Origin of the sequence: Marinobacter nauticus ATCC 49840 (assembly GCF_000284615.1) — a bacterium.
Classification (GTDB): Bacteria; Pseudomonadota; Gammaproteobacteria; order Pseudomonadales; family Oleiphilaceae; genus Marinobacter; species Marinobacter nauticus.
In genome coordinates this window covers 284,406-310,548 of the sequence record NC_017067.1, presented here as the reverse complement: position 1 = coordinate 310,548, position 26,143 = coordinate 284,406, and the positions used below count along the sequence as shown (strand labels likewise).

Below are 26,143 nucleotides of genomic sequence, written 5' to 3'. Positions count from 1 at the left end.
TTGCTCAAATCAGGTCATCAGATGGCAACGATATGTTTGCGTTCAGCGATCATCCTCGTGGATCGACGACGGGTGCCGGCACAGGGGCGCGACGGTGATGTCCATATAGGGGAACAAAGGCAGGTTGCTGATCAGGTCCTGCAGCTCGGCGTTGTCGGCCACATCAAAAATGCTGACGTTGGCGTAGCTGCCAGCCACCCGCCACAGGTGACGCCACTTGCCCTGCTGCTGCAGGTCCTGGGCGTAGGCTTTCTCCCGGGCCTTGATGTCTGCCGCCACGTCGGCGGGCATGTCGTGAGGGATATTCACCTTCATCTCGACTTTGAACAGCATGTGCATTCCTCCGTTTACTGAATTTTTTCGGCTCAGGCCTTGCGGCGATACCGGGCCAGCTTGTCTTCATCGATTTCGATGCCGAGGCCCGGGCCCTTCGGCAGGTCAACGCCGTTGTTATGGAAATGCAGCGGCTTGGCCACGATGTCGTCTTTCATCAACAGCGGGCCGAACATCTCGGTGCCCCAGTGCAGGGTTTCCAGGGTCGACCAGGCATGCAGAGAAGCGGCGGTGCCGATGGTGCCTTCCAGCAGGGTGCCGCCGTACAGACCAATTCCGGCAGCCTGGGCCACCGCGGCCTGCTTCAGTGCCTGTACCGGTCCACCGGCCTTGGCGATTTTCATGGCCACGGCACCGGAGAAACCGGCAGCAGCCAGGTTGTAAAGATCTTTGGCATCGGCCACGGCCTCGTCGGCCAGAATGGGCAGATGGAATTTCTCAGACAGACGCACCAGCGCGGCGTGATCCTTCATCGGCGTTGGCTGCTCTACCAGGTCGATGCCAGCCGACTGCAATTCGGCCATGCCTTTAGCCGCAGTCGCTTCGTCCCAGGCCTGGTTGACATCCACGCGGACACTGGCGCTGTCACCCACGGCTTCTTTAATAGCCGCCACATGACGCACATCGTCCATCACCGGACGGGCACCGATCTTGAGCTTGAAGTCACAGTGACGGCGGGTTTCGATCAGCCCCAGGGCTTCTTCGACGTCTTTTCGGGTATCACCGCTGGCCAGGGTCCAGAGCACCGGAACATGCTGATGCAGGGCCCCGCCGAGCAGGTCTGACACCGGCCGGTTCAATCGCTTGCCCTGCAGGTCCAGCAGCGCGGTCTCGATGGCTGACTTGGCCAGGTTGTTACCGCGGGTCGAGCGGTCTAACATTACCCTCAGAGTATTGATGTTGCCGGCAGGCTGGTTAATCAGTTGCGGTTTGAAATAGGTTTCAATCGTAAGCTTTACGCTTTCGGGGCTTTCCGGGCCGTAGGCCAGACCACCGATGGTGGTCGCCTCACCGAGACCTTCCAGGCCATCAGAATCCTTCACCCGCACAATCACCATGGTCTGAACCCCCATGGTTGTCATGGATAGCTTGTGCGGGCGGATGGTCGGGATATCGACCAAGATCGCTTCGATGGACTGAATGGTGGCTGACATGGCTGCTCCGAATCGCTAGGTAAAAATCCTGTGATTCGAACACTACGAAGTTTCACCAGCGTGAACCAATATTGATTAAGTAATAACCGATACCCTGGAGGTATGGATGGAGCTGAGACACTTGCGCTACTTCGTCGCAGTGGCCGAAGCCGGCAACCTGACCCGCGCTGCCGAAAAACTGTTTATTGCCCAGCCACCCCTGACCAGGGCCATCAAGCAGCTGGAAGAAGAAGTGGGCGTGGAATTATTTATTCGCAAGCCCCGCGGCCTGGAGCTGACCACAGGGGGTGAATACTTTCTGGAACAGGCCAAGCAAGTGCTGGACAAGGTTAACGCCACCGTCGATGACACCCGCCGGATTGCGCGGCACCGGAAAACTCTGTTTTCGATTGGCTTTGTGCCCTCAGTCTTTTACGGCCAGCTGCCGCTAATGGTGCGACGGCTGCGGCAGAACAAGAATCTGGAAATCGTGCTGCACGAGCTGAAAACCCGGGAACAGGTTGAAGCCTTGAAAACGGGCAAGATCGATATCGGCTTTGGCCGTCTGAACATTCAGGACCCGGACGTCGAGCAGGAACTTCTCTTCGACGAACCGATGATTGCAGCGGTGCCAGCCAACCATCCGCTTACTCGGCACCCACCTTCAATGAAAGAGCTCTCAGAGGTGCCTATGATCACCTTTCCAGCGGGTGCCGGGCCGAACTTTTCAGACATTACCCAGGGCCTGTTTCACCGCCGCGGCCTCAGGGTGAATGTGATACAACAGGTCAATGATGTTCAGACGGCGCTGTCGCTGGTGGCCTCTGACATGGGCTTCACCCTGGTGCCAGAGCAGGTGCGCCGTCTGCAACGGGAAGGTGTGGATTACATGCCGCTGGAAGACGACAATATCACCACGCCGGTGATCGCTTCCCGTCGGCGCGGCGAGAACCCGAATGCGGTCATGCGCCTGACCAACACCATACTGGCAGAACTGGTTGAGAACCGGCTGACCGGCCGTTACCCGTAATCAGCGAGCCGTCTGCCGAACCTTGTCGGCCACCAACTGCAGCCTGGGCAAATAGGTATTGAGCAGGGTATCCATATCGACACGGGCCGCATTGGTACTGATATTCAACGCACCCAACAGTTCTCCGCTGGCGGTAAACACAGGCACCGCCACCGATCTCAGACCCAGATCCAGTTCCTGATCCACAATGGCATAGCCCTGCTCGCGCACCTTGCTGATTTCTTCACGCAAAGCGTTCCTGTCCGTCAGCGACGACGAGGTGTAGCGTTCAAGCCTGATCCGTTCAAGACAGGCTTCAAGCTCCGGTTCCGGTAACTGCGCCAGCAATACCCGCCCCATCGAGGTATAAGCCGCTGGCAGTCGGGTACCCACCGACAGTGTAATCGCCATCAGCCGGTGGCGCGCGGCCGAACGCACGACATACACCACCTCATCGCCATCCAGCACCGCCAGCGAAGACGACTCTCCCAGCTCCGCCGTGATGTCTTCCAGGTACTGCTGGATCACCGCCCGGTACTGATTGGAGGCCTGATAGGCATAACCCAGCTGCAGTACCCGGGGCGTCAACTCGAACTGCCGGCCGCTACGCTTCACAAATCCCAGAGCGTGGAGGGTCAGCAAAAACCGTCTGGCCTTGGCGCGATCCATATCCGTACGCGCCGCCACTTCGCTCAGGGTCATTCTGGGGTGGTCGGCGTCAAATGCCTGCAGCACCTCCAACCCCGAGGCCAGCGCTCCAACATAATCCCGGTCCCCCGGTTTCAGTATCGATTCGTCCATTCCGGCTCCTTCGCCCTGCAAAGCTCGATATCCGAGCATGGTAACAGCTGGTTCGCACTCCGAACATCCGTGCATTTTTGCCAACTGGTGAAAATTTGTACTTGACGACCCAAAACCAATCGCGCCATTATGTTCGCATATTAAACTTATGTTCGTGTTACGAACTAATCACAGAAGTGACACAGGAGGCACTGCGATGGCCGAGTTTCTTCCCCTCGAGGAAGCGGTGAGCAAATACATCAACAACGGTGACACCGTGGCGATGGAAGGCTTCACTCACCTGATCCCGTTTGCTGCGGGCCACGAAATCATCCGTCAGGAAAAGCGCGATCTGACTCTGATCCGCATGACCCCGGACCTGGTTTACGACCAGATGATCGGCGCCGGCTGCGCGAAAAAGCTGATTTTTTCCTGGGGCGGCAACCCCGGCGTGGGTTCCCTGCATCGACTGCGTGACGCGGTGGAAAAAGGCTGGCCTAACAAGCTGGAGATCCTGGAGCACAGCCACGCCGCCATGGCCAACGCCTATGAAGCCGGAGCGGCCGGCCTGCCGCTGGCCGTCTTGCGCGGCTATGTGGGGAGCGACCTGCCCAAAGTGAATGACCAGATCAAGTTCATCGAATGCCCGTTCACCGGAGAGCGCCTGGCAGCGATACCCTCCATTCGCCCGGATGTAGCGGTAATCCACGCCCAGCGGGCTGATCGCAAGGGCAACGTGCTGATTGAAGGCATTGTTGGCATTCAGAAAGAGGTCGTCCTGGCCGCCAGGCGCAGCATCGTCACCGTTGAGGAAATCGTGGACGACCTGGGCGCGTCGGTAAATGCCTGCGTGCTCCCGTCCTGGGCGATCACCGCCATTGCCGAGGCCCCCCAAGGCGCCAAGCCGTCCTATGCCCTGGGCTACTACGACCGTGACAACGCTTTCTACAAGGACTGGGACGGCATCGCCCGCGACCGCGAGACCTTCCAGGCCTGGCTGAAAGAGAACGTTTTCGAGAAAGGAGCTGCGTGATGAGCCTTGAATTTACCGCTTCCGAAATGATGAGCGTCACCGCTGCCCGGGCGCTGACCAACGACATGACCTGCTTTGTGGGTATCGGCCTGCCCAGCGAGGCCGCCAACCTGGCGCGCCTGACCCACGCCCCGGATGTCACATTGATCTACGAATCCGGCACCTTGCAGACCAAGCCGGACGTGCTGCCTTTATCCATCGGCGACGGCGAGCTGTGCGAATCAGCCCTGACCACCGTCTCCGTACCTGAAATGTTCCGCTACTGGCTGCAGGGCGGTCATATCAGCGTCGGCTTCCTGGGCACCGCGCAGATCGACCGCTACGCCAACCTGAACACCACTCTGATCGGCGATTACCGTGAGCCCAGGATTCGCCTGCCCGGTGGCGGTGGCGCCCCGGAGATTGCCACTAACGCCAAGGAAGTGTTCATTACCGTAAAGCACTCCAGGCGCACCTTCGTGAAGGACGTGGACTTCGTGACCACCGTTGGCTTCGGCCGTGACGGCAAGGCCCGGGACAACGTCCCGAACATCGGCCGCGGCCCCACCGTGGTGATCACCGACTTGTGCATCCTCAAGCCGGATCCGGAGACCAAGGAGCTGGTGGTCACCTCCCTGCACCCGAATGTGACCCGGGAAGACGTGATCGAAGCCACCGGCTGGGAAATCCGCTTCGCGGACCAGCTGGAAACCACCCCGGCGCCAACTGCCGAAGAACTGGAAGTACTGCGAGACCTGAAAGCTCGCACCAATGCTCATCACGCTTCAACTCAATCTGGCCAACAGTAAGGTGCACCATGACTGACGTATTTCTTTGCCACCCCCGCCGTTCCGCCATCGGCCGCTTTGGCGGCACCCTGGCCAGCGTGCGCCCGGACGACCTGGCGGCGCATATCTTCAAGGCCGTGCTTGAGCAGGCTCCGGAACTGGACCCCGTCGCCATCGACGAAGTGATGATGGGCAGTGCCAACCAGGCCGGTGAAGATAACCGCAACGTCGCCCGCATGTCGGCGTTGCTCGCAGGCCTGCCCACCTCCGTACCCGGCACCACCCTGAACCGGCTGTGCGGTTCCGGCATGGACGCCGTGGGCACCGCCTTCCGCGCCATCCGCGCCGGTGAAATGGAGCTGGTATTGGCCGGTGGCGTGGAGTCCATGTCCCGTGCTCCGTACGTGATGGGGAAGGCTGACAGCGCCTTTTCCCGCGGCCAGAAAATCGAAGACACCACCATCGGCTGGCGCTTCGTGAACCCGCTGATGAAAAAACAGTACGGTGTGGACTCCATGCCCGAGACGGCGGAGAACGTGGCCGAACAGTACAACATCTCCCGCGAAGATCAGGATCTGTTCGCGTTCCGCTCCCAACAGAAGACCGCCCGGGCACAGCAGGAAGGCGTCTTTGCCGAAGAGATCGTGCCGGTATCTATTCCACGCCGCAAGCAAGACCCGCTGGTATTTGACACCGACGAGCACCCCCGCGCCAGCACCCTTGAAAAACTCGCCGCCTTGCCCGCGCCGTTCCGGGAGAACGGCAGTGTGACCGCCGGCAACGCTTCTGGCGTCAACGACGGCGCCGCCGCCATGCTGGTCGCCAGCGAAGCCGCGGTTAAGCAGCATGGCCTCAAGCCCATGGCCAAAATCCTGGGCATGGCCACGGCCGGTGTGGAACCACGCATCATGGGCATTGGCCCGGTACCGGCGGTTCAGAAGCTGCTGAAGAAGCAGGGCATCAGCCTGAATGACATCGACGTGATCGAGCTCAACGAAGCTTTTGCCGCCCAGGGCCTGGCCGTGCTGCGTGAACTGGGCATTGCCGATGACGACCCCCGGGTAAACCCGAACGGCGGCGCCATCGCCCTTGGCCACCCGCTGGGCATGTCTGGCGCGCGCCTGCTACAGACTGCGGCGCACCAGCTGCAGCGCACCGGTGGTCGCTATGCCCTGTGCACCATGTGCGTGGGTGTGGGTCAGGGTATTGCTACACTGATCGGACGGGTCTGACCGGGCCCGGTTTGAGGAGATATCATGGCATTTCTGAATTACAACAACCGCACCATTTGCTATCGCCTGCTCGGTCATTGCGAAAAGCCATTGTTGGTGCTGGCGCACCCTCTGGGCATGACCCAGGGGGTGTGGGACGACATGCTGCCGGCACTGCTGGAGCGTTTTCGCGTTTTGACCTGGGACCTGCCCGGTCACGGTGCCAGCAGCGCCTGGCCGGAATCTGCCGGCGACATCACCCCGGAAGACTTGGCCCAGGAGACCCTGCTTCTGGCAAAGCAAGCCGGTAGTTCCAGCTTTCACTTTGCCGGCACCTCCATCGGCGGCGTTATTGGCCAGCAACTGATTGCCGGGCACAGCGACCATCTGATGACCGCAACCCTGACCAACACCGGCGCCATCATTGGCACACCGGAAGCCTGGGGACAGCGTGCGGCCAATGTGCGGGAGAAAGGGCTGGCGACGATGGCCGGCGAGATTGTACCGCGCTGGTTTGGCCCGAACGCCTGTGAGGAACAGCCGGCGCTGCTGGACGGCTGGAAAGTGATCATGGGGCGCGGTGACGCCAACAGCTATGCCCTGTTGTGCGAGATGCTGGGTAAAGCCGACTTCCGGGAGAGGCTACGGGGCCACAAGGTGCCGTTACTGCTGATTGGTGGTTCAGAGGATCTGGCAACACCGCCGGAGTCCCTGAAAGCACTGGCACAGTTCAGCGGCGCGCCAGAGCCGGTTATTCTGGACGGTATCGGGCACGTGCCTTCCGTTGAATGCCCTCTGATTCTCGCCTCGCAACTCCTGCAAAGCCTGGATTAACCGGGGGCGGGCGAACGCCCGTTCCCCGGGAACTCTGGTTCACTTCTGTCCCGTGCCAGGTCAGAAGTGAATCACCGACCGGATGCTCTTGCCCTCGTGCATCAGGTCAAACGCCTTGTTGATGTCTTCCAGTTTCATTTCGTGGGTGATAAACACATCCAGCGGGATCTCACCTTTCTCGGCTTTTTCCACATAGGATGGCAGCTCGGTACGGCCTTTCACGCCACCAAAGGCGGAACCGCGCCAGACCCGGCCGGTTACCAACTGGAACGGGCGGGTACTGATTTCTTCACCGGCACCGGCCACTCCGATGATGGTGCTTTCACCCCATCCCTTGTGACAGGCTTCCAGCGCCGCACGCATCAGCTTCACGTTGCCCACACACTCGAAGGTATAGTCGGCACCGCCGTCGGTCATCTCGATGATGACTTCCTGGAGCGGTTTGTCGTAGTCGTTGGGGTTAACCACATCGGTAGCACCCAACTGCTTGGCAATGTCGAACTTGCCGGGGTTGATATCGATCGCAATGATGCGCCCGGCCTTGGCCATGGTCGCGCCGATGATCGCCGCCAGGCCGATGCCGCCCAGGCCAAAGATGGCGACCGTGGCGCCTTCTTCAACCTTGGCAGTGTTAAGCACCGCGCCAATCCCGGTGGTTACCCCACAGCCCAGCAGGCACACCTTGTCGAGCGGGGCTTCCTTGGGGATTTTGGCCAGGGAGATTTCCGGCAGTACGGTGTACTCTGAAAACGTGGAACAGCCCATGTAGTGATACAGCGGCTGGCCCTTGTAGGAGAACCGGGAGGTGCCGTCTGGCATCACACCCTTGCCCTGGGTTTCGCGCACCGCGCCACACAGGTTGGTCTTGCCGGAGGTGCAGAACTTGCATTTACCGCATTCGGCGGTGTACAGCGGGATCACGTGGTCACCCACTTCCAGGCCGGTCACACCCGGCCCTACGGCTTCAACAATGCCGCCGCCCTCGTGGCCGAGAATGGTCGGAAACAGGCCTTCGGGGTCGGCGCCGGACAGAGTGTAGGCATCGGTATGGCACACGCCTGTGGCCACGATCTTCACCAGTACTTCGCCTTCTTTGGGCGGCGCCACATCCACTTCCACAATTTCCAGCGGTTTGTTGGCCTCAAACGCCACAGCTGCGCGGGACTTGATCACGTTCACTCTCCTGTCGTCCGGTTCGGTCGGCCAGCGCCGACATTGATACTGTTCACAACTCTAGCACGGCTCAGAGCCGTCCGGGCTTTAGCGTCCTATGTCATCAATAGCGGCCAGTACCGCTCTGGCGCCATCGCGGATTTCGGCGATCACCGCCTCGGCATCCTCGGATTGCCGGCGACCTTCCACCGCCACATCCAGAACCTCGGCAATCTGGGTTTCCACGCCACCAGACAGCTCCAGAATGGTGTGAATCACATCGGCAATTTCATCGGTGGCGGTGCCTGTTCTGGCCGCCAGCTTTCGCACTTCGTCGGCCACCACGGCAAAGCCGCGGCCATGCTCTCCGGCCCGGGCGGCCTCAATGGCCGCATTCAAGGCCAACAGGTTGGTCTGATCCGCGACGCCGGCAATGGTATCGACCATTTTCTCGATGCTTTGCGACCGCTCATTCAGGTCGGCAATCAGGGCCCGGGCTTTATCCACGCCCGCTTCAATGCGTTCGGCGGTGGTTTTCGACTGTCGAAGCGCCTCATCCGCCTTGCCGATGATGTTGGCGGTCTGGGTGGCAGTGGATGACGCCACCGCTGCCGCATCCTGGGTCTGCAGTGCCTTTTCCACCCGTTCGGTGATGTCACTGGCAAACTTGATCACTTTAATGACACGACCACTCTCGTCCATTATCGGGTTGTAGCTGGCTTCCAGCCACAGATCACTGTCGTCTGAGCGCAGACGGTGAAAACGACCACTGCGGAACTGGCCACTCGCTAGCTGCTTCCAGAAATCGGGATTGTCCCGGTAAAAACCGGGATCACAGAACATCCGGTGGTGCTTGCCCTCAACCTGGCTCAGACGGTAACCGGTCGCGGCAAGGAAATTGGCATTGGCGGTGATGATGGTACCGTCCGGCTCGAACTCGATGATCGCCATTGAGCGGTCGACGGACTCAAAGACCGCCTGCTGGTCCCGCAAGTGCTCCTGTTTCTCAGTGACATCCGAGGCAATTTTCATTACCCGCTGAACCCGGCCATCATCCCCGTGCACCGGAAAATAGGTTGCCTCCAGCCAGAGTTGACGGCCATCCTTGCGCCGGCGCAGGAAGGTATCCGTCTGCGCCTGGCCGGCCCGGAGCGAATCCCAGAACTTCCGGTACTCCGCCGAGTTTGCCACTTCACGATCACAGAACAGGCTGTGGTGTTTTCCCACCACCTCATCCCGGCGGTAGCCCACCACCTCAAGGAAACGGTCATTTACATCCACGATCAACCCGTCCGTGGTAAATTCAATGGTCGCCACCGCGTGGCGGATAGCGCTGTATACAGCCTGGCATTGGCTGGCAAGCGCCTGGCAATCGGCCATGTCTTGCTTTTTCTTTCGGGTCAGGAACATCGTCGTTTACTCTTGCACAGGTCAAAAAGCCACGGACATCCTGTTCTGTGGGTTAAAAGCTCGTTTTGGGCGGCACGTTCCGGAGAATCGTTCTCGCACCGACACGCATATGAATGCGTGCATTATTCAGGGAAACCAAATCCGCACGCAGACGTAAAAATCCGTACAGTCAGTCGTATTCAGAGGGGCATTTACGTTGCATACACTTTACTGGTTTACCCGCGACCTTCGTTTGCACGACAACCCGGCCTTGCTGGCCGCGGCCCGTTCAGACATGCTGTTGTGTGTCTTTGTCGTAGACCCGCGCTGGTTTACCGGTGACCGGTTTCAGTGCCGTGCACTGGGTGATCATCGTTGGCGCTTCCTGTGGCAAAGCTTGATGGCACTGGAACGTAGCCTGCGGCCTCTGGGGCAACGAATGCACATCGCCTGGGGCGAACCGGAAATCGTTCTGCCAGAGCTGGCCCGTGAGCACGGCGTGCAGCGTTTGATTCGCTCACGCCTACCCGGCACCGAAGAAGCCGCACAGTGGCAGGCCCTCAAAGCCCGCCTGCCGGAGGTGACGTTTCAGCAGTTCGAAACCCTGGGCATGTTCACGGAAGGCCAGCTTCCCATGGAACTGGCAGAGCTGCCCGATACCTTCTCGCAATTCCGCAAGCAGGTGGAGAAAGCTGAGCAACCGGACTATACCCTCAGGATCCGCACCGTCAGCGCCCTGCCACCACCCCCGGGATTCCCCGAAGATAACCGGGGCCAGTGCCCGCCGATACCGGAACCGATACATCGGTCACCATTCACCGGCGGTGAGGAAGCCGGCCTGGCACAGCTGCAAGCCTTCGTATTCGGACAACATCGCATTGCCGACTACAAGGAAACCCGCAATGCGCTGGACGACTGGGACTCATCCTCCAAGTTCTCCCCCTGGCTGGCGAACGGCTGCCTGTCAGTGCGGGAGGTGGTCGCCGCCATCGAACAATACGAACGTCAGCACACCCGTAACGATTCGACCTACTGGCTCTGGTTTGAGCTGCTCTGGCGCGAGTATTTCTACTGGTATGCCCTTAAACACGGGGGGCGGTTGTTTAGCCGCGATGGCGTGCAACGTAAACGCCGCCCGGTGACCTTCTATGGCCATCGATTCAAGGCCTGGTGCGAGGGCAATACCCAGTATCCGATAGTCAACGCGGCCATGAATCAGTTACGGGAAACCGGCTACATCAGCAATCGCGCACGCCAACTGGTGGCCAGCTGCCTGATCAATGAACTGGAACTGGACTGGCGTTACGGTGCTGCCTGGTTCGAACAGCAACTGGTGGATTACGACGTGGCCAGTAACTACGGAAACTGGCAGTATCTGGCCGGCGTCGGCGCCGATCCCCGCGGGCTTCGGCAGTTCAATCTGGACAAGCAGGCGCAACAGTACGATCCTGACGGAGCCTTCGTGCATCGTTGGCAGGGGGAGGCTCAGCAACCAGTGGGCCTGCATACCGTAGACGCAGCAGACTGGCCGATATCATGACAACACCTGTTAGCCAACCAGAGAGAGTACTGGCCCGGATTCTGGATACCAGCCAGCCAGACATCCTTCTGTATTGTGGCGACACCGCCAGCCGGGTCAGCGAGGTGTGGCACGGGCAACGGGAAGCCGTTCGCTTGCTGACGCTGGACACCGCGGACCCGAACGCCCGGCTGCCACTGGATTCCGTGCCCGACCTGGCCATTATCACCGACACCCTGGAACATCTCCCCTACGAAGAAGGGGCGCTTTTACTGGGACAGTTACGCAACTATGGCACCCATCAGATTGCGGTATTGGTGCCCCAAACCACAGACTGGGGCTTTACCGACTTCATCGCCCTGGGCTTTCAGCGTCATGCCGATATCGAAAGCGAGAACGGCGCACTCACGCTCTATACCTACAATCTGGATACTTACAATCATAAACGGGCCTGGAACAATCCCGATAACTGGGCCAATCCGGAAATGTGGGGAAAAGCGTGGTGGTAGATGCAAATTCGAAATCCTTGAAGCCCAGTACAATCCGAATCGGTACCCGTTACCGCGCGAGCCGGCTCGATGGTCCCTATGATGCGGTAGTGATCGGCTCCGGTATCGGCGGTCTGACCACTGCCGCCTGCCTGTCCAAAGCCGGCTACAAAGTACTGGTGTTGGAACAGCATTACACCGCCGGTGGCTACACCCACAGCTACGCCCGTAATGGCTACGAGTGGGATGTGGGCGTGCACTACATAGGCGACATGGGCGCGCGCCACACCCTCGGCCGCCGGCTGTTCGATTACATCACCGATGGCAAGCTCGAATGGGCTCCGATGGATGAGAACTACGACCGGTTCTTTCTGGGCGACAAAGTGGTCAACCTCAGGGCCGGCAAGGAAGGCCTGAGGCACTCGCTACTGGCGTCCTTCCCGGACGAAGAAGAGGCCATCGACCGTTACCTGGCTCTGCTCGGAAAAGTGGCCGATGGCATGCAATGGTATACCCTGTCCAAACTCTCGCCCGCGCTGGCTGCGCCATTGGTTTCCAGAGGGTTGAAAACGGTACTGCCGGACTGTTTCAACCGCACCACCTATGACGTATTGCGGGAACTCACCGCCAACGAAGAGCTGATTGGCGCCATTACCGGTCAGTGGGGCGATTGCGGGGTGACCCCGAAACAGTCGAGCTTCATGGTGCACGCGCTCATTGCCAAACATTACCTGTACGGTGGTTTCTACCCGGTGGGCGGTGCCTCGGAAATTGCCAAAACCATCATCCCGGTGATTCAGTCCGGCGGTGGTGACGTGCTCACCTACGCCGACGTGAGAGAGGTCCTGGTCGAAAAGGGCAAAGCCGTGGGTGTGCGCATGGCCGATGGCCATGATATCCGGTCACCGCTGGTGATCAGCAACGCCGGTGTGATCAATACTTTCGAACGGCTTTTACCCGAGTCTGTCGCAGACAGCATTGGCTATCCTGGCAGCCGGGAACACATCAAACCCTCAATGCCCCATATCGGCCTGTATATAGGCCTGAAAGGCACGCCCGACCAGCTCGGCTTGCCGCGCACCAACTTCTGGATTTATCCGAGCGCCGACCACGATGGCAACGTGGAGCAATTCCTGAAAGATCCCCGGAACACCTCTTTCCCGGTAGTCTACATCTCGTTCCCGGCAGCCAAAGACCCGGACTACCAGAACCGCTGGCCCGGAACCTCCACCATCGAGATTGTGGCGCCAACCACCTGGGAAATGTTCGAGCCGTGGCAGGGCTCCACCTGGGGCAAACGGGGCGAGGATTATGAGGCTCTGAAGGCTCGGATCACCGAGCAGCTTCTGGAAGTCATGTACGAAAAACTGCCCCAGCTTCGAGGTAAAGTCGACTATGTGGAAACCTCCACACCACTGTCGACCGCCTGGTTCTGCCGCTATGAGCAGGGTGAGCTGTACGGGCTGGACCACACGCCAGAACGTTTCGAGCAACGCTGGCTGAGGCCGAAAACCGACATCCCCGGACTGTACCTGACCGGGCAGGATATTCTTACCTGTGGCGTGGTCGGGGCAATGATCGGCGGGCTGGTTACAACCCTGGCCGTTCGCGGCCTGAAAGGCGCGGGGTTGGCCAAGCGCATTTTCGTGGGTTAAGCGTGGCCAGAGCACTGTGTACCCGCTGCGGCCTGCACCCGAACACCTGCGTATGCGAGGTTTGCGAGCAGGTCGACAACCGCCATCGCGTCATCATTTTGCAGCACCCGTCAGAAGTCGGTCACAGCAAGGGTACTGTGCGAGTACTTCAGCAGTGCCTGACCCGGCTGGAGGTACTGGTCGGCGAGAGCCCTGAGTCGTTTTCCGGTCAAGGCTTGGAGCGTCTGTTAACCGAAACCCGTTCCGGACTGCTGTTTCCATGTGCTGACAGTCAGCCCGTGGAGAGCAACGCGGCAGCCCAGATCGACCAGTGGCTGGTCCTGGACGGCACCTGGCGTAAAGCCGCTAAAATCCTGCACCTGAACCCGCAGTTCCGGCAGTTGCCCTGCTTTCATTTCGCTGATCCACCGGCTTCGCGTTACCGTATCCGAAAGGCACCAAAGGCCGGGCAACTCTCAACCGCAGAAGCCGTCGCCTACCTTTTTACATTGACCGAACCGGCCACAGATACCGAGCCATTACTCAGAGCTCAGGACGTACTGATTCGAAAACGGCTGGCCTTCGTTCCGGACCACCACAAAACCAAAGACCATGAAGCGCCCGATCCTGAACTCCCAGGAAGTCTCACGAATTATTGAAATGGCCTGGGAAGGTGACGAACCTGCACGATTTCGTTATGTTGAGGCAATCGCTGAGCAAAGTGGTGACAATGTATGGCATGGATCTCAGATAAAACAGCGGCAAACGAGTTGAGAGAGCAAAGTGCCAAGGTTCACAGAGGCGACCTTGAGGCTCTGCTTGAACGACAAAAAGCCGTTGAAGAGAAAGTCAAAAACAGCGGCAGGCTGAATCGTTTCTCTACCGATATCAAGCTGATGTTCTCGCTGATTCGCGATTACTGGTACGGCCACTACCGGGCCATACCCTGGAAGTCCGTCGCTGCAGTAGCGGGAGCGTTGCTGTACGTGCTGAATCCGCTGGACCTGATTCCGGATCTGATCTTCGGCTTCGGCCTGGTTGATGATGCCGGTGTGGTTGCCTTGTGCCTTAAACTGGTCGAATCCGATCTGCACCGCTACGCTGCATGGAAGGATCTTCACTCATCATAGGATGAGGGACCAATCGGGCATTGATTAATAATCAACCAGGGAGTATTCTCCCGCCCCCTTAATCGTCACCTGCACAGTTCTGGAGTTACTGTGGATTTCGCCACCCTTATCGGCCTCGTCGGCGCCATTCTTCTGATTTCTTCGGCCATTATCCTGGGCGCATCGCCAGGCATGTTCATCAATCCGCCATCCCTGCTGATTGTGATTGGCGGTACCTTGCTGGTAGTACTGGCCAAGTTCAGTCTTGCCCAGTTTTTTGACGCCTTCAAGGTGGCAGCCCGAGCGTTCAAATTCAAACTGCCCGAAACTCAGGCCAGCATCGAAGAACTGGTGGAGATTGCCAGCATCGCTCGAAAAGAGGGCGTTCTTGGTATCGAAGGGAGGGAGGTCAGTAGTCCATTCCTGGGCCAGGGTATTCAGATGCTGGTGGACGGACAGGACGGCAACACCATCAAGCAGCTCCTCAACAAGGAACGCCTGATGACACTGGAACACAACCGGTCGGGCGCGAAAGTGTTCACCGCCATGGCAGATGTGGCTCCGGCCATGGGTATGATTGGCACGCTGATTGGCCTGGTGCAGATGCTGTCCAACATGGAAGATCCCAAGTCCATCGGGCCGGCCATGGCCGTAGCCCTGCTGACCACGCTCTACGGCGCCATGATCGCCACCATGATCGCTACCCCCATTGCCGACAAGCTGTCCCTTCGCATGACGGAGGAGGCCCGCATGCAATCGCTCTATATTGATGCCCTCGTCGCCATCCAGGAAGGCACCAACCCGCGCATTATCGAGCAGATGCTGTCCAGCTATCTTTCGCCCAAAGAGCGGGCCAGAAACGGCGATGCGGAAACGGCAGGCGGTTAAACATGGATGATTTGCCAGAAGAGGAAAAGCCCGGGATTCCTGCGTGGGTTGTCACATTTGCCGACCTGATGTCGCTGCTGATGTGCTTTTTCGTATTGCTCCTGTCGTTTTCGGAAATCGACGCCCAGAAGTTCAAACAGATCGCCGGTGAACTCTCCAAGGCCTTCGGGGTGCAGCGGGAAGTGCCTGCGCTTGAGATCCCTCAGGGCACCAGCCCGATCTTCGACAAGTTTTCGCCGGCGCCGCCAGAGCCCACGGTGGTCAATGAAGTCAAACAGACCACCACCGACGTACAGCCCGAAATCCAGACTCTGAAAAGCCCCGAAGAGAAAGCCATTGAGGAATCCATCCAGGAACAGATGGACGCCAACATGGCCCGGATTCTTGAAGTGCTGGAACCGGCGATTATGGATGGCCGGATCAACGTCTCGGAAGATCAGCGCCGCATCATCATTCGCATTGAGGAGAAGGGCTCGTTTGCCTCAGGTTCAGCCCAACTGACCTGGGAATTCGAAGGCCTGCTTCTGGGTATGGCGGAGGTTCTGGCCGACATGCCCGGCGACCTCGCCATTGAAGGCCATACCGATAACGTGCCCATCCGCACCGAACGTTTCTACAGTAACTGGGACCTGTCCGCAGCCCGTGCCGCCGCGGTGGCTAATGTTCTGTTGGCCCGGGAGCAGGTGACCCCGGATCGCATCCGCGTGACCGGTCTGGCCGACACCGAACCACGGGTACCCAACACCTCGCCGGAAAACCGAGCCAAGAACCGGCGGGTTGAAATCGTTATCGATCTGTCAGAGCCCATGGAAGAGCAGGAACTGCGCCTTCGCGAGCTGATTCGTTCCGAAAGCGAGTCGCAGGAAGCCATTATTGGCATTGAGCCCGGTCGGGATACGCCCAGCGAGATTACCTGGTAGTAAAACCTTGCCTCGCGCCCTATCCAGATTGGTGCACAAGCCCTTGATGCGCACGCCTCTGGTGCACTTTGACGCAGATAAATACCTCCCTCGGCGCCCTCAGGTTCTCCAACCCCCCTGCAGTACTTGATATGCATTGTTTTGGAACAGCACTTGCTTAAGTCGCACCCCAACAATGCACAACGGCTCATCAGAAGCCGCGTAATCAAAACACTCAGGAGAAAAACCCGTGGATATCACGAGTGCCGTACACACCCTGACCGAGAGCGCCAACACGCTCTTCATTCTGATTGGCGCCATTATGGTGCTGGCCATGCACGCCGGCTTTGCGTTCCTGGAAGTGGGCACTGTTCGCCATAAAAATCAGGTCAATGCCCTGGTTAAAATCATGACCGACTTCGGCATATCCGCAGTCGCCTATTTTTTCATCGGCTACTACATCGCCTATGGCGGGCACTTTCTCAATGGCGCCGCCGAACTCACCTCCGCCAACGGCTATGAACTGGTCAAATTTTTCTTCCTGATGACCTTCGCCGCGGCCATTCCGGCGATCGTTTCCGGCGGTATCGCAGAGCGTGCCCGCTTCTACCCCATGCTGATTGCCTCGGGCCTGATCGTGGCCTTCGTCTATCCTTTCTTTGAGGGCCTGATCTGGAACGGGAACTTTGGTTTCCAGGCCTGGCTGGAGAACCAGTTTGGTGCGTCCTTCCATGATTTCGCCGGCTCCGTTGTGGTGCATGCTGTCGGTGGCTGGATTGCTCTCGCTGCGGTGCTGCTGCTCGGCGCCCGCACCGGTCGCTATCGCAACGGTCGGGTCGTGGCCTTTGCCCCTTCCAACATTCCGTTTCTCGCCCTCGGCGCCTGGATTCTGACCGTGGGCTGGTTCGGCTTTAACGTCATGTCGGCCCAGACTCTGGACGGCATCAGTGGCCTGGTTGCGGTCAACAGCCTGATGGCCATGGTGGGGGGTATTCTGGTTTCCATGCTGCTCGGCCGCAAAGACCCTGGCTTCATTCACAACGGTCCGCTGGCCGGACTGGTGGCGGTGTGCGCCGGCTCAGACCTGATGCACCCCGTCGGCGCCCTGATTACCGGGGGCGTGGCCGGCGCCATCTTTGTCTACCTGTTCGAGTGGGCACAGGCGAAAATCGAGCGGCTGGATGATGTTCTGGGTGTCTGGCCCTTGCATGGCGTATGCGGTGTCTGGGGCGCCATTGCCTGCGGTATCTTCGGCCAGGAAGCGCTCGGGGGCCTGGGTGGCGTCAGCCTGATGTCGCAGATTATTGGCTCGGTGGCCGGTGTGATCGTGGCCTTTGCCGGCGGGCTCATCGTTTACGGTGCCATCAAAACCATTAGCGGCCTGAGACTGACAGAGGAAGAAGAGTTCAACGGTGCCGACCTCAGCATTCACCGTATCGGTGCCAATGCCGTTGAGTGAGTTTCCAGGCCTTATTGTGCCTGGTAACCGGTAAGCTCCATGTAACCCACGCCGGAATGGCTGCCGGTGACGGAAACCGGGCTCTCCCAATACGGATAGAGCCCGGAATTCCGGTAATCCCCTGCCGGCGCGGAGACCTCAAGGTTCACGTCGAAAGCCGGAAGGGTTATCTGCCAACGGCGCGGATAACCGGCTGGCTGGCCCACAGAGGTCAGCCCGATCTGTTCCGGCCCCAGCGCCACCGGCTCGCCCGTGGCTGGAATCCAGGTACCCGAGCGGAACGCCTGTTGTGTTTCCCGCAACTGGAACAGCATCAGCTTGTCCCCCGAATCCAGATGCAGGGCAAACCAGTCCCAGCCCTGCTGTCCGGCTTTGAGAAACTGGCTGCTCCACTCCCGGTCGAACCACCCAGTGCCCGCCACCGTCAACGTGTCACCCTCAAGGGTAACCGTTCCCTCAATTTTCAGATCTACCAGGCTGAAGTACATGGAGCCTTCGCCACTGGCGGATTTGGCGCTGAAACCGTCGTCACCATGAGCCACAGGATCACCTTGCGGCTGCAACAACAGATCGTAGGACCAGTGTTCTGTAGCGACCGACAGCCGCCAGCCAACGTGTCCGCTCGCTGGCCTCAGGTGCCAGTGATCCAGCCAGACTGAAAATGGTTGGGCGGTGGCCCCGGCATGCCCGACGTCACCCCTGGCCAGCTTTTCGGCAAAGCGGTGCTGACCGCTGTAGCTCACCGCTGCGTGAGCCATCCAGGCAGCCTCCAGAGGCCAGAGTGCCGGCTTCGGCGGTTCGGATTCAACGGACCTCGGGGTCAAGGCCTGCCGGAACTGCGTCCATTGCAGACCCAGCGGCCCGCCGTTTTCGGTTTCCAGATTCGCGGTGAGATACCACCATTCAATGCGGTGCTGGGGATGAGGGCCGAAATCGGCGGGGAAGGACAGCCGGTCTCCGGGCCCGGGCTGCAGGAACTGAATCTCATGCTCAGATTCCGCCACACCGGCAAGGCCTGCGAATCCGCTCGGCTGTTCTGCTCGATCACAGGCGGTGAGTAGCAGCGCCAGAAGTACGATAACGAAACGATTCATCGTTCCCCTCCCTGCAGCCCGTGTGCGGACTCCGGCGCCGAGGCCGGGCGACGCAGCTGCAGGCGCATCAGCAAGGCAATGCTGAGGCCGATGATCAGAGCCAACACGGCCAGCTCGATCCAGAACCCCGGGTACACCGCCATCGGCAGTGACCAGCCAAAAGCCAGCGGATTGATGCGCTGGACCAGAATCCAGGTGAGCCACACGCCAAGTGGCAGTGCACAAACCAATACCGCAAAAATCAGAGCCAGGGAGACCCGGGTGAGCTGAGTCGCGGCCTGGCATTGGGGCATACCCCAGACGATCAGCAGGCGAAAATACCAGGCGCGAGTAGAGAGAAAGACCCACACCATCAGCAACAACGCGGCTGCGGCCAGAATCAGCGTGAGGGTAGTCATGGCCCGGGTCAGCAAGAAGGTCTGATCAAAAACATCAGTGGCCAGGGTCCGGATGGCCTGGTTATCCCTCACGGTCAGCTGAGGGGTATGCCAAAGCCGGGCCAGTTGCGCCTCAACCACTTTGATCTCTTCGATGCCCGCGCTTATCGACAGGCTTCGAAAGCGGGCTTCAAAGTCCTCGGGCAAGAGACTCGCCGGCACCAGCACCTCACCGGAGGGCCGCCCGTAATCCGGATAAACGGCCAGCACCGGAGCCTGTAACCGACGGGCGCCAAGCCTGACAATGAGACGGTCGCCTAATGCAAGCTGTTGCCTTCTGGCCAACTGCTCATTGACCATTAGCCCCTCACCCCGCGCCAACGTCTGCCAGGGCGTTTCTGTTTGCGCCAGCAGGCGCCAGTTTTGCACCAGGTGACTGACCGGCCCGAGCGCAAACACATCGACAGGCACCGGCTCCCTGCCTGATGCTGCCTGCACGCTGGCCCGCCCACGAATCACCTGATGCCACAATTCCGGGCTCACCAGCTCCGGCTTTGCCGCCAGCCAGCTTACGGCAGCGGTGATATCCGCCCCTTGCGGTACTTCAATGTAGTAATCCGCTTCCAGCCGTTGCCCCAGCCACTGGTCAAAGGTGTCCTCGAACGTGGTTACCAGGGCATGAACCGCCAGCACCAGTGCCAAGGCAAACTGCAGGGCCACCAGCGGTAACGCCAGCCGACGCACCAGGACTGCGACTTCCTGTAGACGCCAGCGAATCAGCGGATCCCCGGTGTTACGGGCCAGCCAGCGGACAACCCCGGCAATCGCCAGCGGGGCCAGCCAACCGGCAGCGAGAAAAACCAGTGCCACCGCCAGGAACAGCCAGATCAGAGTTGGTGCCCACAGAGATACTGCCAGCCCCAGGGCCAGTAACACCGCAAAAAATGCCGGTTGCACCCGAGTCAGGAGCGACCCCGACGAGTCCCGAACGCCCGCCAGGCAAGCGGCCACGATCACCGCCACCATGGTCAGGGTTGGCAGCCACCAGTCCTCCCCTCCACCGGCATAGAGCGGACGGTCGAACAGGCCTTCCAGGGCCTGCCCAAAGCCATCTGCCAAAACCAGTGACAGCGCCCGCCCCAACCAAACCCCGGGCAGTATGCACACCAACGCCAGCAGCAGGTTTTCCACCAGCAACAGTCGGCTGAGCTGGCTCCTGTTCACGCCATAGCGATACAGCAAAGCCAGGCTTTCCCGGCGTTGAGCCAGACCCAGAAGGAACACACTGCGCAACAACAACGAGGTAATCAGCAGGACCAGCACTCCGAGCGCATCCAGGTTGAGCAGAAAACTGTCACCCAGCTCTGCCGTGTCCGGCGCAACGGCGAATGCCTGATAGCGGTAGCCCGCCGGTGGTGGCGTCTGACCGTCGGCTTGCGACACCAGCAGAACCAGGGCCGATGCTTCGGCTGAGGCCTGGGCGGCGGCTTCGCTGATATCGACGAAGGGCTTGCCATCGAGTTCGCCCTGCCAGGGTGCTGGCGTGTGTTCCGGCTCGGCAAAGCAATGGGCCGCCAGCGGATCAATGCCCACCAGCCGGCCGCGCCCCGGTACCAGCACTTCCTGCCATGGCATCACGCACAGGCCCTGGCGTCGAAGGGTGACAAAATCCTGCACCGAGACCGGCTGGCCGTCCTCACGCACCACTTGCTGGCGCTCGGCGACAGCGCTCTCGCTCTGTTCAAGGCTGGCCCTGGCCTGGCTGGTGAGGTGATGTATTCCAGTCCAGAGCGCGGTGGCAAGCAGGATCATGGCGGCCAGCGCGGCCAGCTGCAGGGGGTGACGACGATAATGACTGAACAATGCGATGCGGGGAGACATAGGTCTTCAGGGCCCGCCCTGGTGCCCGAGGTCCAACTGATGAAGGCAACGGGCTGCTAGGTCCGCATCGTGGGTAGCCAGCACTAGCCCACAACCATGGCGGGCCTGGAGTTCGAACAACTCATCGGCGACAGTCTCTGCCGCCCTCCGGTCCAGGCTACCGGTCGGCTCATCCGCCAGAATCAGTGCCGGCCGGGTAACAAATACCATGGCCAGCGCAGCCCGCTGGCGTTGGCCACCGGAAACCTGATCCGGATAACGCTGGCCCAGATCACCAATGCCCAACCTCTGGAGCCAGTCGCCAGCGCTGGTGTCGTCCTGGCCAGCCAGGCGCGCTCGCAACCGGATATTATCCAGCAGGGACAGGGTCGGCATCAGGTTGGCATCCTGAAAGACCACGCCGAGTCGGCTCTGCCTCAATTCGCACCAGGCCCGCTCCAGAGCCTTGCCCATTGGCGCGCCATCCCCGGCAAAAGGCTGTCCCAACATCGCCAGCCGACCGGAACCGGGAGACTCCAGGCCACAGAGAATATTCAGCAGCGTGCTTTTCCCGGACCCGGACGGGCCGGTCAGCGCCAGCGACTCGCCTCGCCCCAGATGCACACTCAGTTCCTGCAACACGGTCACATGCTGGTCGCCGCTCTCGAACTGTTTGCTCAGGCCGGTGGCACTGATCAGGTTATCGGCCATGCTTTCTCCCGGTATTCAGTCGGCAGCCCCCAGAGGTTCTGCCGCACCGTTCCTGCGTTGGGCACGCCATTCCCGGAATTGCTCGACCCAGGACAACAGCGCTGGAATCACCAGCAGCACCAGGAAGGTGGACAGTCCCAAGCCAAAGGCAATCGACGTTGCCATAGGAATCAGGAACTGGGCCTGCAACGACGTTTCGAACAGCAGCGGTGTCAGCCCCCCAATAGTGGTCAGGGACGTCAGCAGAACCGCGCGAACCCGCTGCACGGCGGCCTCATTCAGGGCATCCGTGATGTCCAGCCCCTTCTGCCGTTGCTGGTTGTAGAAAGCCACCAGAATAATGGCGTTATTCACCACGATACCGGACAGGCCGAACAACCCGAACAGGGACAGTATGGTGAGCTGCAGCCCCATGATCCAGTGGCCCAGCAGGGCACCGACCAAGGCAAAGGGAATAATCGCCATGACGATCAGGGGCAGACTCCAGGATGCAAACACCCAGGCCAGCACCACATACATCAGGGCCAGACCGATAAGCAGCCCCGTTTGCATGTCCGCCATGGTTTCGCGTTGATCGGCCGAGCGGCCCTCAAAGCTGTAGCGCACACCGTAACGACTGGCGATCTCCGGCAAAGGCCCGGACTGCAGGCTTTCAAGAATCTGGTCGGTGGTGGCAACCCGGGTATTCAGCGCCGAAGTGACCTCCACCGCCAGTTTGCCATCGGCGTGACGCAGGGCCTGGAATCCCTGACGGTGATCCAGGTTCATCACCTGGGTCAGCGGTACAAAACGGCCATCGGGGATGCGGATGGTCATGCGCTCCAGGGTGGAATATTGCTCCCGTTGCGCCCTCGGCAACTGCACCCGGACTTCCACCTCATCGCGACCATCCTGGTAGATCTGGGCGATCCGGCCATCAAATGCCGCCCGCAACTGTCGGCCCAGATCCACAGTGGTCAGCCCCAGAGCCTCACCATAAGGGCTGACCTGATAGAGCAACTGTTCCCGGCCCCAGGGCATATCGTCTTCCACATCCAGCACGCCCGGCAGGGTATCCAGAGCCTGGGCCACTTCATCCGCTGCCCGCTTCAGGGCCTCTGCGTCATCACCGGTCAGTCGCACATTGACATCTCGCCCGGGCGGGCCGGCCTGGCGCTCGTTGATGTTCAGGGCATCGAGTCCGGCTGGCAGCGTCATTCGGCTGCGCCATTCCCGAATGAACTCGGCATTGCGCACGGAACGGCTGTCCGAAGGCACCAGCTCCACCAGCATGGAGCCGAGCTCATCATCGTTCCGGGAACTGCCCTCAGCTCCTTGAGTAGCGCCGTAGGTGGTCACGGCATGGAGTACGAGATCGCCACCCAGGGCCCCCTCCGTTTCAGTGAGTGAGCGCTGCATTTCCCGGATGAAGCGCGCCACCGTGTCCTTGTCCGTGCCCGCCACAAAGCTGGCATTGGCGTAGAACACCGATGGTTCCGGCGTCGGGAAGAAATTGAACCCAAGCCGTCCACCGGCCAGCAGGCCGACGGTGACAATAGCCAACGCCAGTGCCGAGGCTACGGTCATGCCCCGGTGCTTCAGGCTGTAGCGGGAGAACCGGCGGAAAGGGCCGTCGCGGAAGGTATCGAACCGTTGCTCAAATCCCCGGCGCAAACGGGCCACGGCGTGAGGGCGTCGCTCTGGCTGATTCTCGGAAACCTTGCGAACAAAAGCATGGCGAAGATGGGCTGGCAAGACCACAAAACACTCCAGCAGAGAGGCAATCAACACGCAGATCATCACCACCGGAATATCGCCCAGGATATTGCCTATTACACCTCCCACCACCAGCAGTGGCATGAACGCCGCCACCGTGGTCAGGGACGAAGCCAGTACTGGCCAGACCATACGCTTGGCAGCGCCTTCGGCGGCATAGATGGACTGCTCTCCCATACGGGCATGGGCGTCCGCGTCCTCCCCCACCACGATGGCATCGTCAACGATCACCCCCAGGGCCATGATCAGGGCAAACAGGGAAATCATGTTGATGGAGCCGCCGATCAGCCATAGCACCCCCAGGGCGGCGAGAAAGGCGGTGGGAATACCCACCGCCACCCAGGCGGCGACCCGCCCGGGAAGAAACAGGTAGAGCAGCCCCACCACCAGCACCAGACCACCCAGGCCGTTATTCACCAGCAAGGAAATCCGGTCTTCAATCAGCTGCCAGGTTTCGTCATACACCTTGATTTTTACGGTGGCCGGCAAGGTCGGGCGGGTATCCGTCAGCCAGGACTCAAACACCCGCGCTGCGGTCAGGGAGTTGCCATTTTCCGCCCGCTGAAGCTGCAGCTCTACGGCGGGCATGCCGTTGTTTTCCATGACCGTCTGGTTGTCCCGGGCTTCCTGGCGGATGATGGCTATGTCACCCAGTTGCATGCGGATGCGATCACCGCTGAGCACCGGAATGGTCTCGAAGGCCTGGGGGCTGCGTCGCTGTTCCACCGCCCGCAGCTCTCGGGTGGCATCCTGCTGAGCCATCATCCCCGCCGGCAGGTCACGGGACAGCGACGCCACCCGGTCGGCAATCTGTTCCAGCGACAGGCCCAGGGATTCCAGCCGCTCCACCGGCACATCAATGCTGATCTGCTGCTCCGGCAGGCCCCGGAGCGTGACCCGGTCGATGCCCCGGTCCAGCAATTCATCCTCAAACCGGTACACCAGCTGGCGCAACTCGGCCCGGTCGACATCACCGTAAACCAGCAGCCGGGCCACCGGTTCGTACCGTTCTACCCTGGCCACCTGCGGTTCTTCGGCATCCGCCGGCAAGTTGTTGAATTCGTCGACCTGCTGGCGCACGTCGTCCACTGCCTGTATCGGGTCGGTGCCTTCATGGAATTCCAGGGTAATGGACGACACCCCCTGCGCCGACGTGGAGGTCATCTTCTTGAGGCCGTCGACGCTGCGCAGACGCTGCTCCAGCGGGTCGGTAATACCGCGCTCCACATCCTCGGCCGACGCACCACTCCACACCACCCGCACGCTGACCACATCCAGGGCGAAAGTAGGGAAGAACTGGATATTCATGCGGCTCAGGGCCATTACGCCACCGAGCAACATCACCAGCATCACCAGATTGCCGGCTAACCGGTGATGGACAAAAAAGCCGATCACACCCTTTTTGCGACTCATGAGGCCGGTGCTCCCTCGCTATCCGCCAGCTTTACTTTCAGGCCGGTGATCGCATTGGGCAGATGGGTGGTGATCAGGTGCATGCCCGGTTTCAGGTGTTCACTGGCGATCAACAACCGGCGCTCACCGTTCTCGCTGAGTGCCTCGCCGACCCGTTGCACCGTCACCCGCTGCATGCGGTTATCATCAGTCATGATGTAAACACTGTCGGCCCCGTACAGTGCGCTGAAGGGTATGGCAATCAGGTTGTCCCTTGCTGGCCGCTGCAGCAGCAGTGGCTGCAAAGCCCCGGGCCGCAAGGCTCCCGATTCCCCGTTCAGCTCCAGCACCGCCTCGGTGCCGGCCGGATCAGACAGGCCAGCAAACCGGACCAGCTCAAAGCGCAGGCCGGAATCCTCGGCGGTAGCCGTTAGTGTTGCCCCCCCGGCCAGGGCATCCACCAACTCGCCGAGATACATCTGCGGCACCCGCGCCCGGACTTCCAGCCCCTGTATCGGATAGATGCTCAACAACGCCTGATTGCGGGATACCTGATCGCCAGCCGCCACTTGCAGGTTGGTGACCATACCGTCAAAAGGCGCTGTTGATACCGCCCGCTCACCGTCCAGTTCTGCCGTGCTCAGACTGGCCCGGGCCTGCGACAACCGGGCTTCCAGGCTTTGCAGCCGGGCCGGATGCTCGGCTATGGCCCGCTCCCGGGTACGAACGGTCAACTCCGCCCTGGCCAGCGCATCGGTGGCAGCCTCAAGGTTCTCGCGGGAGGCCAGGTTGCGCTCAACCAGCGACTGAATACGCTCAAACTGGCGACGGGCGTTGTCCAGAATGGCCTTTTCACTCTCCAGGGATCGCTGATCGTTGCGGTATCGCACCTGTTCGGACCGCACCTGCGCCTCCAGGTCGGCGACCTGGGCCCGGGCCTGGGCAAGTACCGGCTCGATATCGGCGGCATCCAGCGCGACCAGCAAGTCGCCTTCGCTCACCTGCTGCCCTTCCCGCACCGGTAACCGGTCGATACGCCCGGCCAGGGTCGCGGTGATGGTCTGCAGATCCGGCGCCACCACCTCACCATACAGAGGCAACACCGGGGTCGCTTGAGTGGGATTGACCTCCTGCACCTGCACCAGCCAGCTGCGCTCGGTGGCGGATACTTCCGCCGGTTCCGGCCGGGTTGCCTTCAAAAGCAGGAAGCCGGCAATACCCAGGGCGATCATCAACAGGGGAAGCAGTTTTCTGGACATGGACAGTCAATACTCTGATTAAATGAAGATGCGCGAAGGCAACGAATTTACTATACAA

At 60.3% G+C, this 26,143-nt stretch carries 22 protein-coding genes and 2 pseudogenes; 13 read left to right on the top strand and 11 right to left on the bottom strand.

Translation table 11 applies throughout. The annotated features are described in order from the left end of the window. Positions 1-42: 42 nt before the first annotated feature. The gene (catC, locus tag MARHY_RS01335; RefSeq protein WP_041654465.1) at positions 43-333 is read right to left on the bottom strand and encodes a muconolactone Delta-isomerase; all 291 of its coding nucleotides are present in this window, start codon (positions 331-333) and stop codon (positions 43-45) included. 32 nt (positions 334-365) lie between these two features. Beyond that, positions 366-1,487, bottom strand: coding sequence for a muconate/chloromuconate family cycloisomerase (locus MARHY_RS01330; RefSeq protein ID WP_014420244.1), 1,122 nt, complete (start codon positions 1,485-1,487; stop codon positions 366-368). A 106-nt stretch (positions 1,488-1,593) separates the two neighbouring features. On the opposite strand from MARHY_RS01330, the gene MARHY_RS01325 reads away from it, so the two are divergent. Then, positions 1,594-2,496 carry a LysR family transcriptional regulator gene (locus MARHY_RS01325; RefSeq protein WP_014420243.1) on the top strand — a complete coding sequence of 301 codons (903 nt, stop codon included), beginning with the start codon at positions 1,594-1,596 and terminating at the stop codon, positions 2,494-2,496. On the opposite strand, the gene MARHY_RS01320 is transcribed toward MARHY_RS01325, so the two are convergent. Further along, positions 2,497-3,276 carry an IclR family transcriptional regulator domain-containing protein gene (locus tag MARHY_RS01320; protein WP_023007760.1) on the bottom strand — a complete coding sequence of 260 codons (780 nt, stop codon included), beginning with the start codon at positions 3,274-3,276 and terminating at the stop codon, positions 2,497-2,499. 196 nt (positions 3,277-3,472) lie between these two features. Between MARHY_RS01320 and MARHY_RS01315 the strand changes: the two genes are divergently transcribed. Genes MARHY_RS01315 through MARHY_RS01300 form a run of 4 tightly spaced genes read left to right on the top strand, consistent with a single transcriptional unit; the run spans position 3,473 to position 7,100 of the window. Continuing rightward, positions 3,473-4,288 (top strand): CoA transferase subunit A, encoded by an 816-nt coding sequence (locus MARHY_RS01315; RefSeq protein WP_014420241.1) that lies wholly within the window; start codon positions 3,473-3,475, stop codon positions 4,286-4,288. Next, positions 4,288-5,076, top strand: a complete 789-nt coding sequence (locus MARHY_RS01310) for a CoA-transferase subunit beta (protein ID WP_014420240.1) — start codon at positions 4,288-4,290, stop codon at positions 5,074-5,076. Before MARHY_RS01315 ends, MARHY_RS01310 begins: the two co-directional genes overlap by 1 nt. 8 nt (positions 5,077-5,084) lie before the next feature. Further along, the gene (gene pcaF / locus MARHY_RS01305) at positions 5,085-6,287 is read left to right on the top strand and encodes a 3-oxoadipyl-CoA thiolase (protein ID WP_014420239.1); all 1,203 of its coding nucleotides are present in this window, start codon (positions 5,085-5,087) and stop codon (positions 6,285-6,287) included. A 24-nt stretch (positions 6,288-6,311) separates the two neighbouring features. Further along, entirely contained in the window at positions 6,312-7,100 is a 789-nt protein-coding gene (locus MARHY_RS01300; protein WP_014420238.1) for an alpha/beta fold hydrolase, read from the top strand. Between the two features lie 60 nt (positions 7,101-7,160). On the opposite strand, the gene MARHY_RS01295 is transcribed toward MARHY_RS01300, so the two are convergent. The 3 genes and pseudogenes from MARHY_RS01295 to MARHY_RS19060 all read right to left on the bottom strand — a co-directional run. Continuing rightward, the gene (locus tag MARHY_RS01295; protein WP_041654464.1) at positions 7,161-8,273 is read right to left on the bottom strand and encodes an S-(hydroxymethyl)glutathione dehydrogenase/class III alcohol dehydrogenase; all 1,113 of its coding nucleotides are present in this window, start codon (positions 8,271-8,273) and stop codon (positions 7,161-7,163) included. An 87-nt stretch (positions 8,274-8,360) separates the two neighbouring features. Next, a pseudogene (locus MARHY_RS19065) lies at positions 8,361-8,741 on the bottom strand (methyl-accepting chemotaxis protein); the annotation flags it as partial. A gap of 159 nt (positions 8,742-8,900) precedes the next feature. Next, a pseudogene (locus MARHY_RS19060) lies at positions 8,901-9,632 on the bottom strand (PAS domain-containing protein); the annotation flags it as partial. 226 nt (positions 9,633-9,858) lie between these two features. On the opposite strand from MARHY_RS19060, the gene MARHY_RS01285 reads away from it, so the two are divergent. From MARHY_RS01285 to MARHY_RS01250, 8 genes are all read left to right on the top strand, one after another. Further along, positions 9,859-11,181, top strand: coding sequence for a DASH family cryptochrome (locus tag MARHY_RS01285; protein ID WP_014420235.1), 1,323 nt, complete (start codon positions 9,859-9,861; stop codon positions 11,179-11,181). Next, positions 11,178-11,669, top strand: a complete 492-nt coding sequence (locus MARHY_RS01280) for a DUF6231 family protein (RefSeq protein WP_014420234.1) — start codon at positions 11,178-11,180, stop codon at positions 11,667-11,669. Before MARHY_RS01285 ends, MARHY_RS01280 begins: the two co-directional genes overlap by 4 nt. Next, positions 11,660-13,303: a phytoene desaturase family protein gene (locus MARHY_RS01275; RefSeq protein WP_041654461.1), complete on the top strand. Its 1,644-nt coding sequence runs from the start codon at positions 11,660-11,662 to the stop codon at positions 13,301-13,303. The genes MARHY_RS01280 and MARHY_RS01275 overlap by 10 nt, the downstream gene beginning before the upstream one ends. Positions 13,304-13,305: 2 nt before the next feature. Beyond that, entirely contained in the window at positions 13,306-13,941 is a 636-nt protein-coding gene (locus MARHY_RS01270) for a tRNA-uridine aminocarboxypropyltransferase (protein WP_014420232.1), read from the top strand. A gap of 75 nt (positions 13,942-14,016) precedes the next feature. After that, the gene (locus MARHY_RS01265; protein ID WP_041654460.1) at positions 14,017-14,412 is read left to right on the top strand and encodes a YkvA family protein; all 396 of its coding nucleotides are present in this window, start codon (positions 14,017-14,019) and stop codon (positions 14,410-14,412) included. 90 nt (positions 14,413-14,502) lie between these two features. Beyond that, a complete protein-coding gene (gene pomA / locus MARHY_RS01260; protein WP_014420230.1) occupies positions 14,503-15,279 on the top strand; it encodes a flagellar motor protein PomA in 777 nt (258 codons plus the stop codon). A 2-nt stretch (positions 15,280-15,281) separates the two neighbouring features. Further along, positions 15,282-16,199, top strand: a complete 918-nt coding sequence (locus MARHY_RS01255; RefSeq protein ID WP_014420229.1) for a flagellar motor protein MotB — start codon at positions 15,282-15,284, stop codon at positions 16,197-16,199. 229 nt (positions 16,200-16,428) lie between these two features. Next, a complete protein-coding gene (locus tag MARHY_RS01250; protein ID WP_011783865.1) occupies positions 16,429-17,637 on the top strand; it encodes an ammonium transporter in 1,209 nt (402 codons plus the stop codon). 11 nt (positions 17,638-17,648) lie between these two features. On the opposite strand, the gene MARHY_RS01245 is transcribed toward MARHY_RS01250, so the two are convergent. From MARHY_RS01245 to MARHY_RS01225, 5 genes are read right to left on the bottom strand one after another with little or no spacing between them, the layout of a single operon-like run. Then, positions 17,649-18,731 carry a lipocalin-like domain-containing protein gene (locus MARHY_RS01245; protein WP_023007772.1) on the bottom strand — a complete coding sequence of 361 codons (1,083 nt, stop codon included), beginning with the start codon at positions 18,729-18,731 and terminating at the stop codon, positions 17,649-17,651. Further along, positions 18,728-20,989 carry an ABC transporter permease gene (locus tag MARHY_RS01240; protein WP_014420227.1) on the bottom strand — a complete coding sequence of 754 codons (2,262 nt, stop codon included), beginning with the start codon at positions 20,987-20,989 and terminating at the stop codon, positions 18,728-18,730. Before MARHY_RS01240 ends, MARHY_RS01245 begins: the two co-directional genes overlap by 4 nt. 6 nt (positions 20,990-20,995) lie before the next feature. Beyond that, positions 20,996-21,679, bottom strand: coding sequence for an ABC transporter ATP-binding protein (locus MARHY_RS01235; RefSeq protein WP_014420226.1), 684 nt, complete (start codon positions 21,677-21,679; stop codon positions 20,996-20,998). A 15-nt stretch (positions 21,680-21,694) separates the two neighbouring features. After that, a complete protein-coding gene (locus MARHY_RS01230) occupies positions 21,695-24,847 on the bottom strand; it encodes an efflux RND transporter permease subunit (protein WP_014420225.1) in 3,153 nt (1,050 codons plus the stop codon). Beyond that, positions 24,844-26,085, bottom strand: coding sequence for an efflux RND transporter periplasmic adaptor subunit (locus MARHY_RS01225; protein ID WP_014420224.1), 1,242 nt, complete (start codon positions 26,083-26,085; stop codon positions 24,844-24,846). Before MARHY_RS01225 ends, MARHY_RS01230 begins: the two co-directional genes overlap by 4 nt. Between the last annotated feature and the right edge of the window lie 58 nt (positions 26,086-26,143).

Coding starts and splice junctions, on each gene's coding strand:
- catC (WP_041654465.1), bottom strand. CDS start 333: ATGCTGTTCAAAGTCGAGATGAAGGTGAATATCCCTCACGACATGCCC.
- MARHY_RS01330 (WP_014420244.1), bottom strand. CDS start 1,487: ATGTCAGCCACCATTCAGTCCATCGAAGCGATCTTGGTCGATATCCCG.
- MARHY_RS01325 (WP_014420243.1), top strand. CDS start 1,594: ATGGAGCTGAGACACTTGCGCTACTTCGTCGCAGTGGCCGAAGCCGGC.
- MARHY_RS01320 (WP_023007760.1), bottom strand. CDS start 3,276: ATGGACGAATCGATACTGAAACCGGGGGACCGGGATTATGTTGGAGCG.
- MARHY_RS01315 (WP_014420241.1), top strand. CDS start 3,473: ATGGCCGAGTTTCTTCCCCTCGAGGAAGCGGTGAGCAAATACATCAAC.
- MARHY_RS01310 (WP_014420240.1), top strand. CDS start 4,288: ATGAGCCTTGAATTTACCGCTTCCGAAATGATGAGCGTCACCGCTGCC.
- pcaF (WP_014420239.1), top strand. CDS start 5,085: ATGACTGACGTATTTCTTTGCCACCCCCGCCGTTCCGCCATCGGCCGC.
- MARHY_RS01300 (WP_014420238.1), top strand. CDS start 6,312: ATGGCATTTCTGAATTACAACAACCGCACCATTTGCTATCGCCTGCTC.
- MARHY_RS01280 (WP_014420234.1), top strand. CDS start 11,178: ATGACAACACCTGTTAGCCAACCAGAGAGAGTACTGGCCCGGATTCTG.
- MARHY_RS01265 (WP_041654460.1), top strand. CDS start 14,017: ATGGCATGGATCTCAGATAAAACAGCGGCAAACGAGTTGAGAGAGCAA.
- MARHY_RS01255 (WP_014420229.1), top strand. CDS start 15,282: ATGGATGATTTGCCAGAAGAGGAAAAGCCCGGGATTCCTGCGTGGGTT.
- MARHY_RS01245 (WP_023007772.1), bottom strand. CDS start 18,731: ATGAATCGTTTCGTTATCGTACTTCTGGCGCTGCTACTCACCGCCTGT.
- MARHY_RS01240 (WP_014420227.1), bottom strand. CDS start 20,989: ATGTCTCCCCGCATCGCATTGTTCAGTCATTATCGTCGTCACCCCCTG.
- MARHY_RS01235 (WP_014420226.1), bottom strand. CDS start 21,679: ATGGCCGATAACCTGATCAGTGCCACCGGCCTGAGCAAACAGTTCGAG.
- MARHY_RS01230 (WP_014420225.1), bottom strand. CDS start 24,847: ATGAGTCGCAAAAAGGGTGTGATCGGCTTTTTTGTCCATCACCGGTTA.
- MARHY_RS01225 (WP_014420224.1), bottom strand. CDS start 26,085: ATGTCCAGAAAACTGCTTCCCCTGTTGATGATCGCCCTGGGTATTGCC.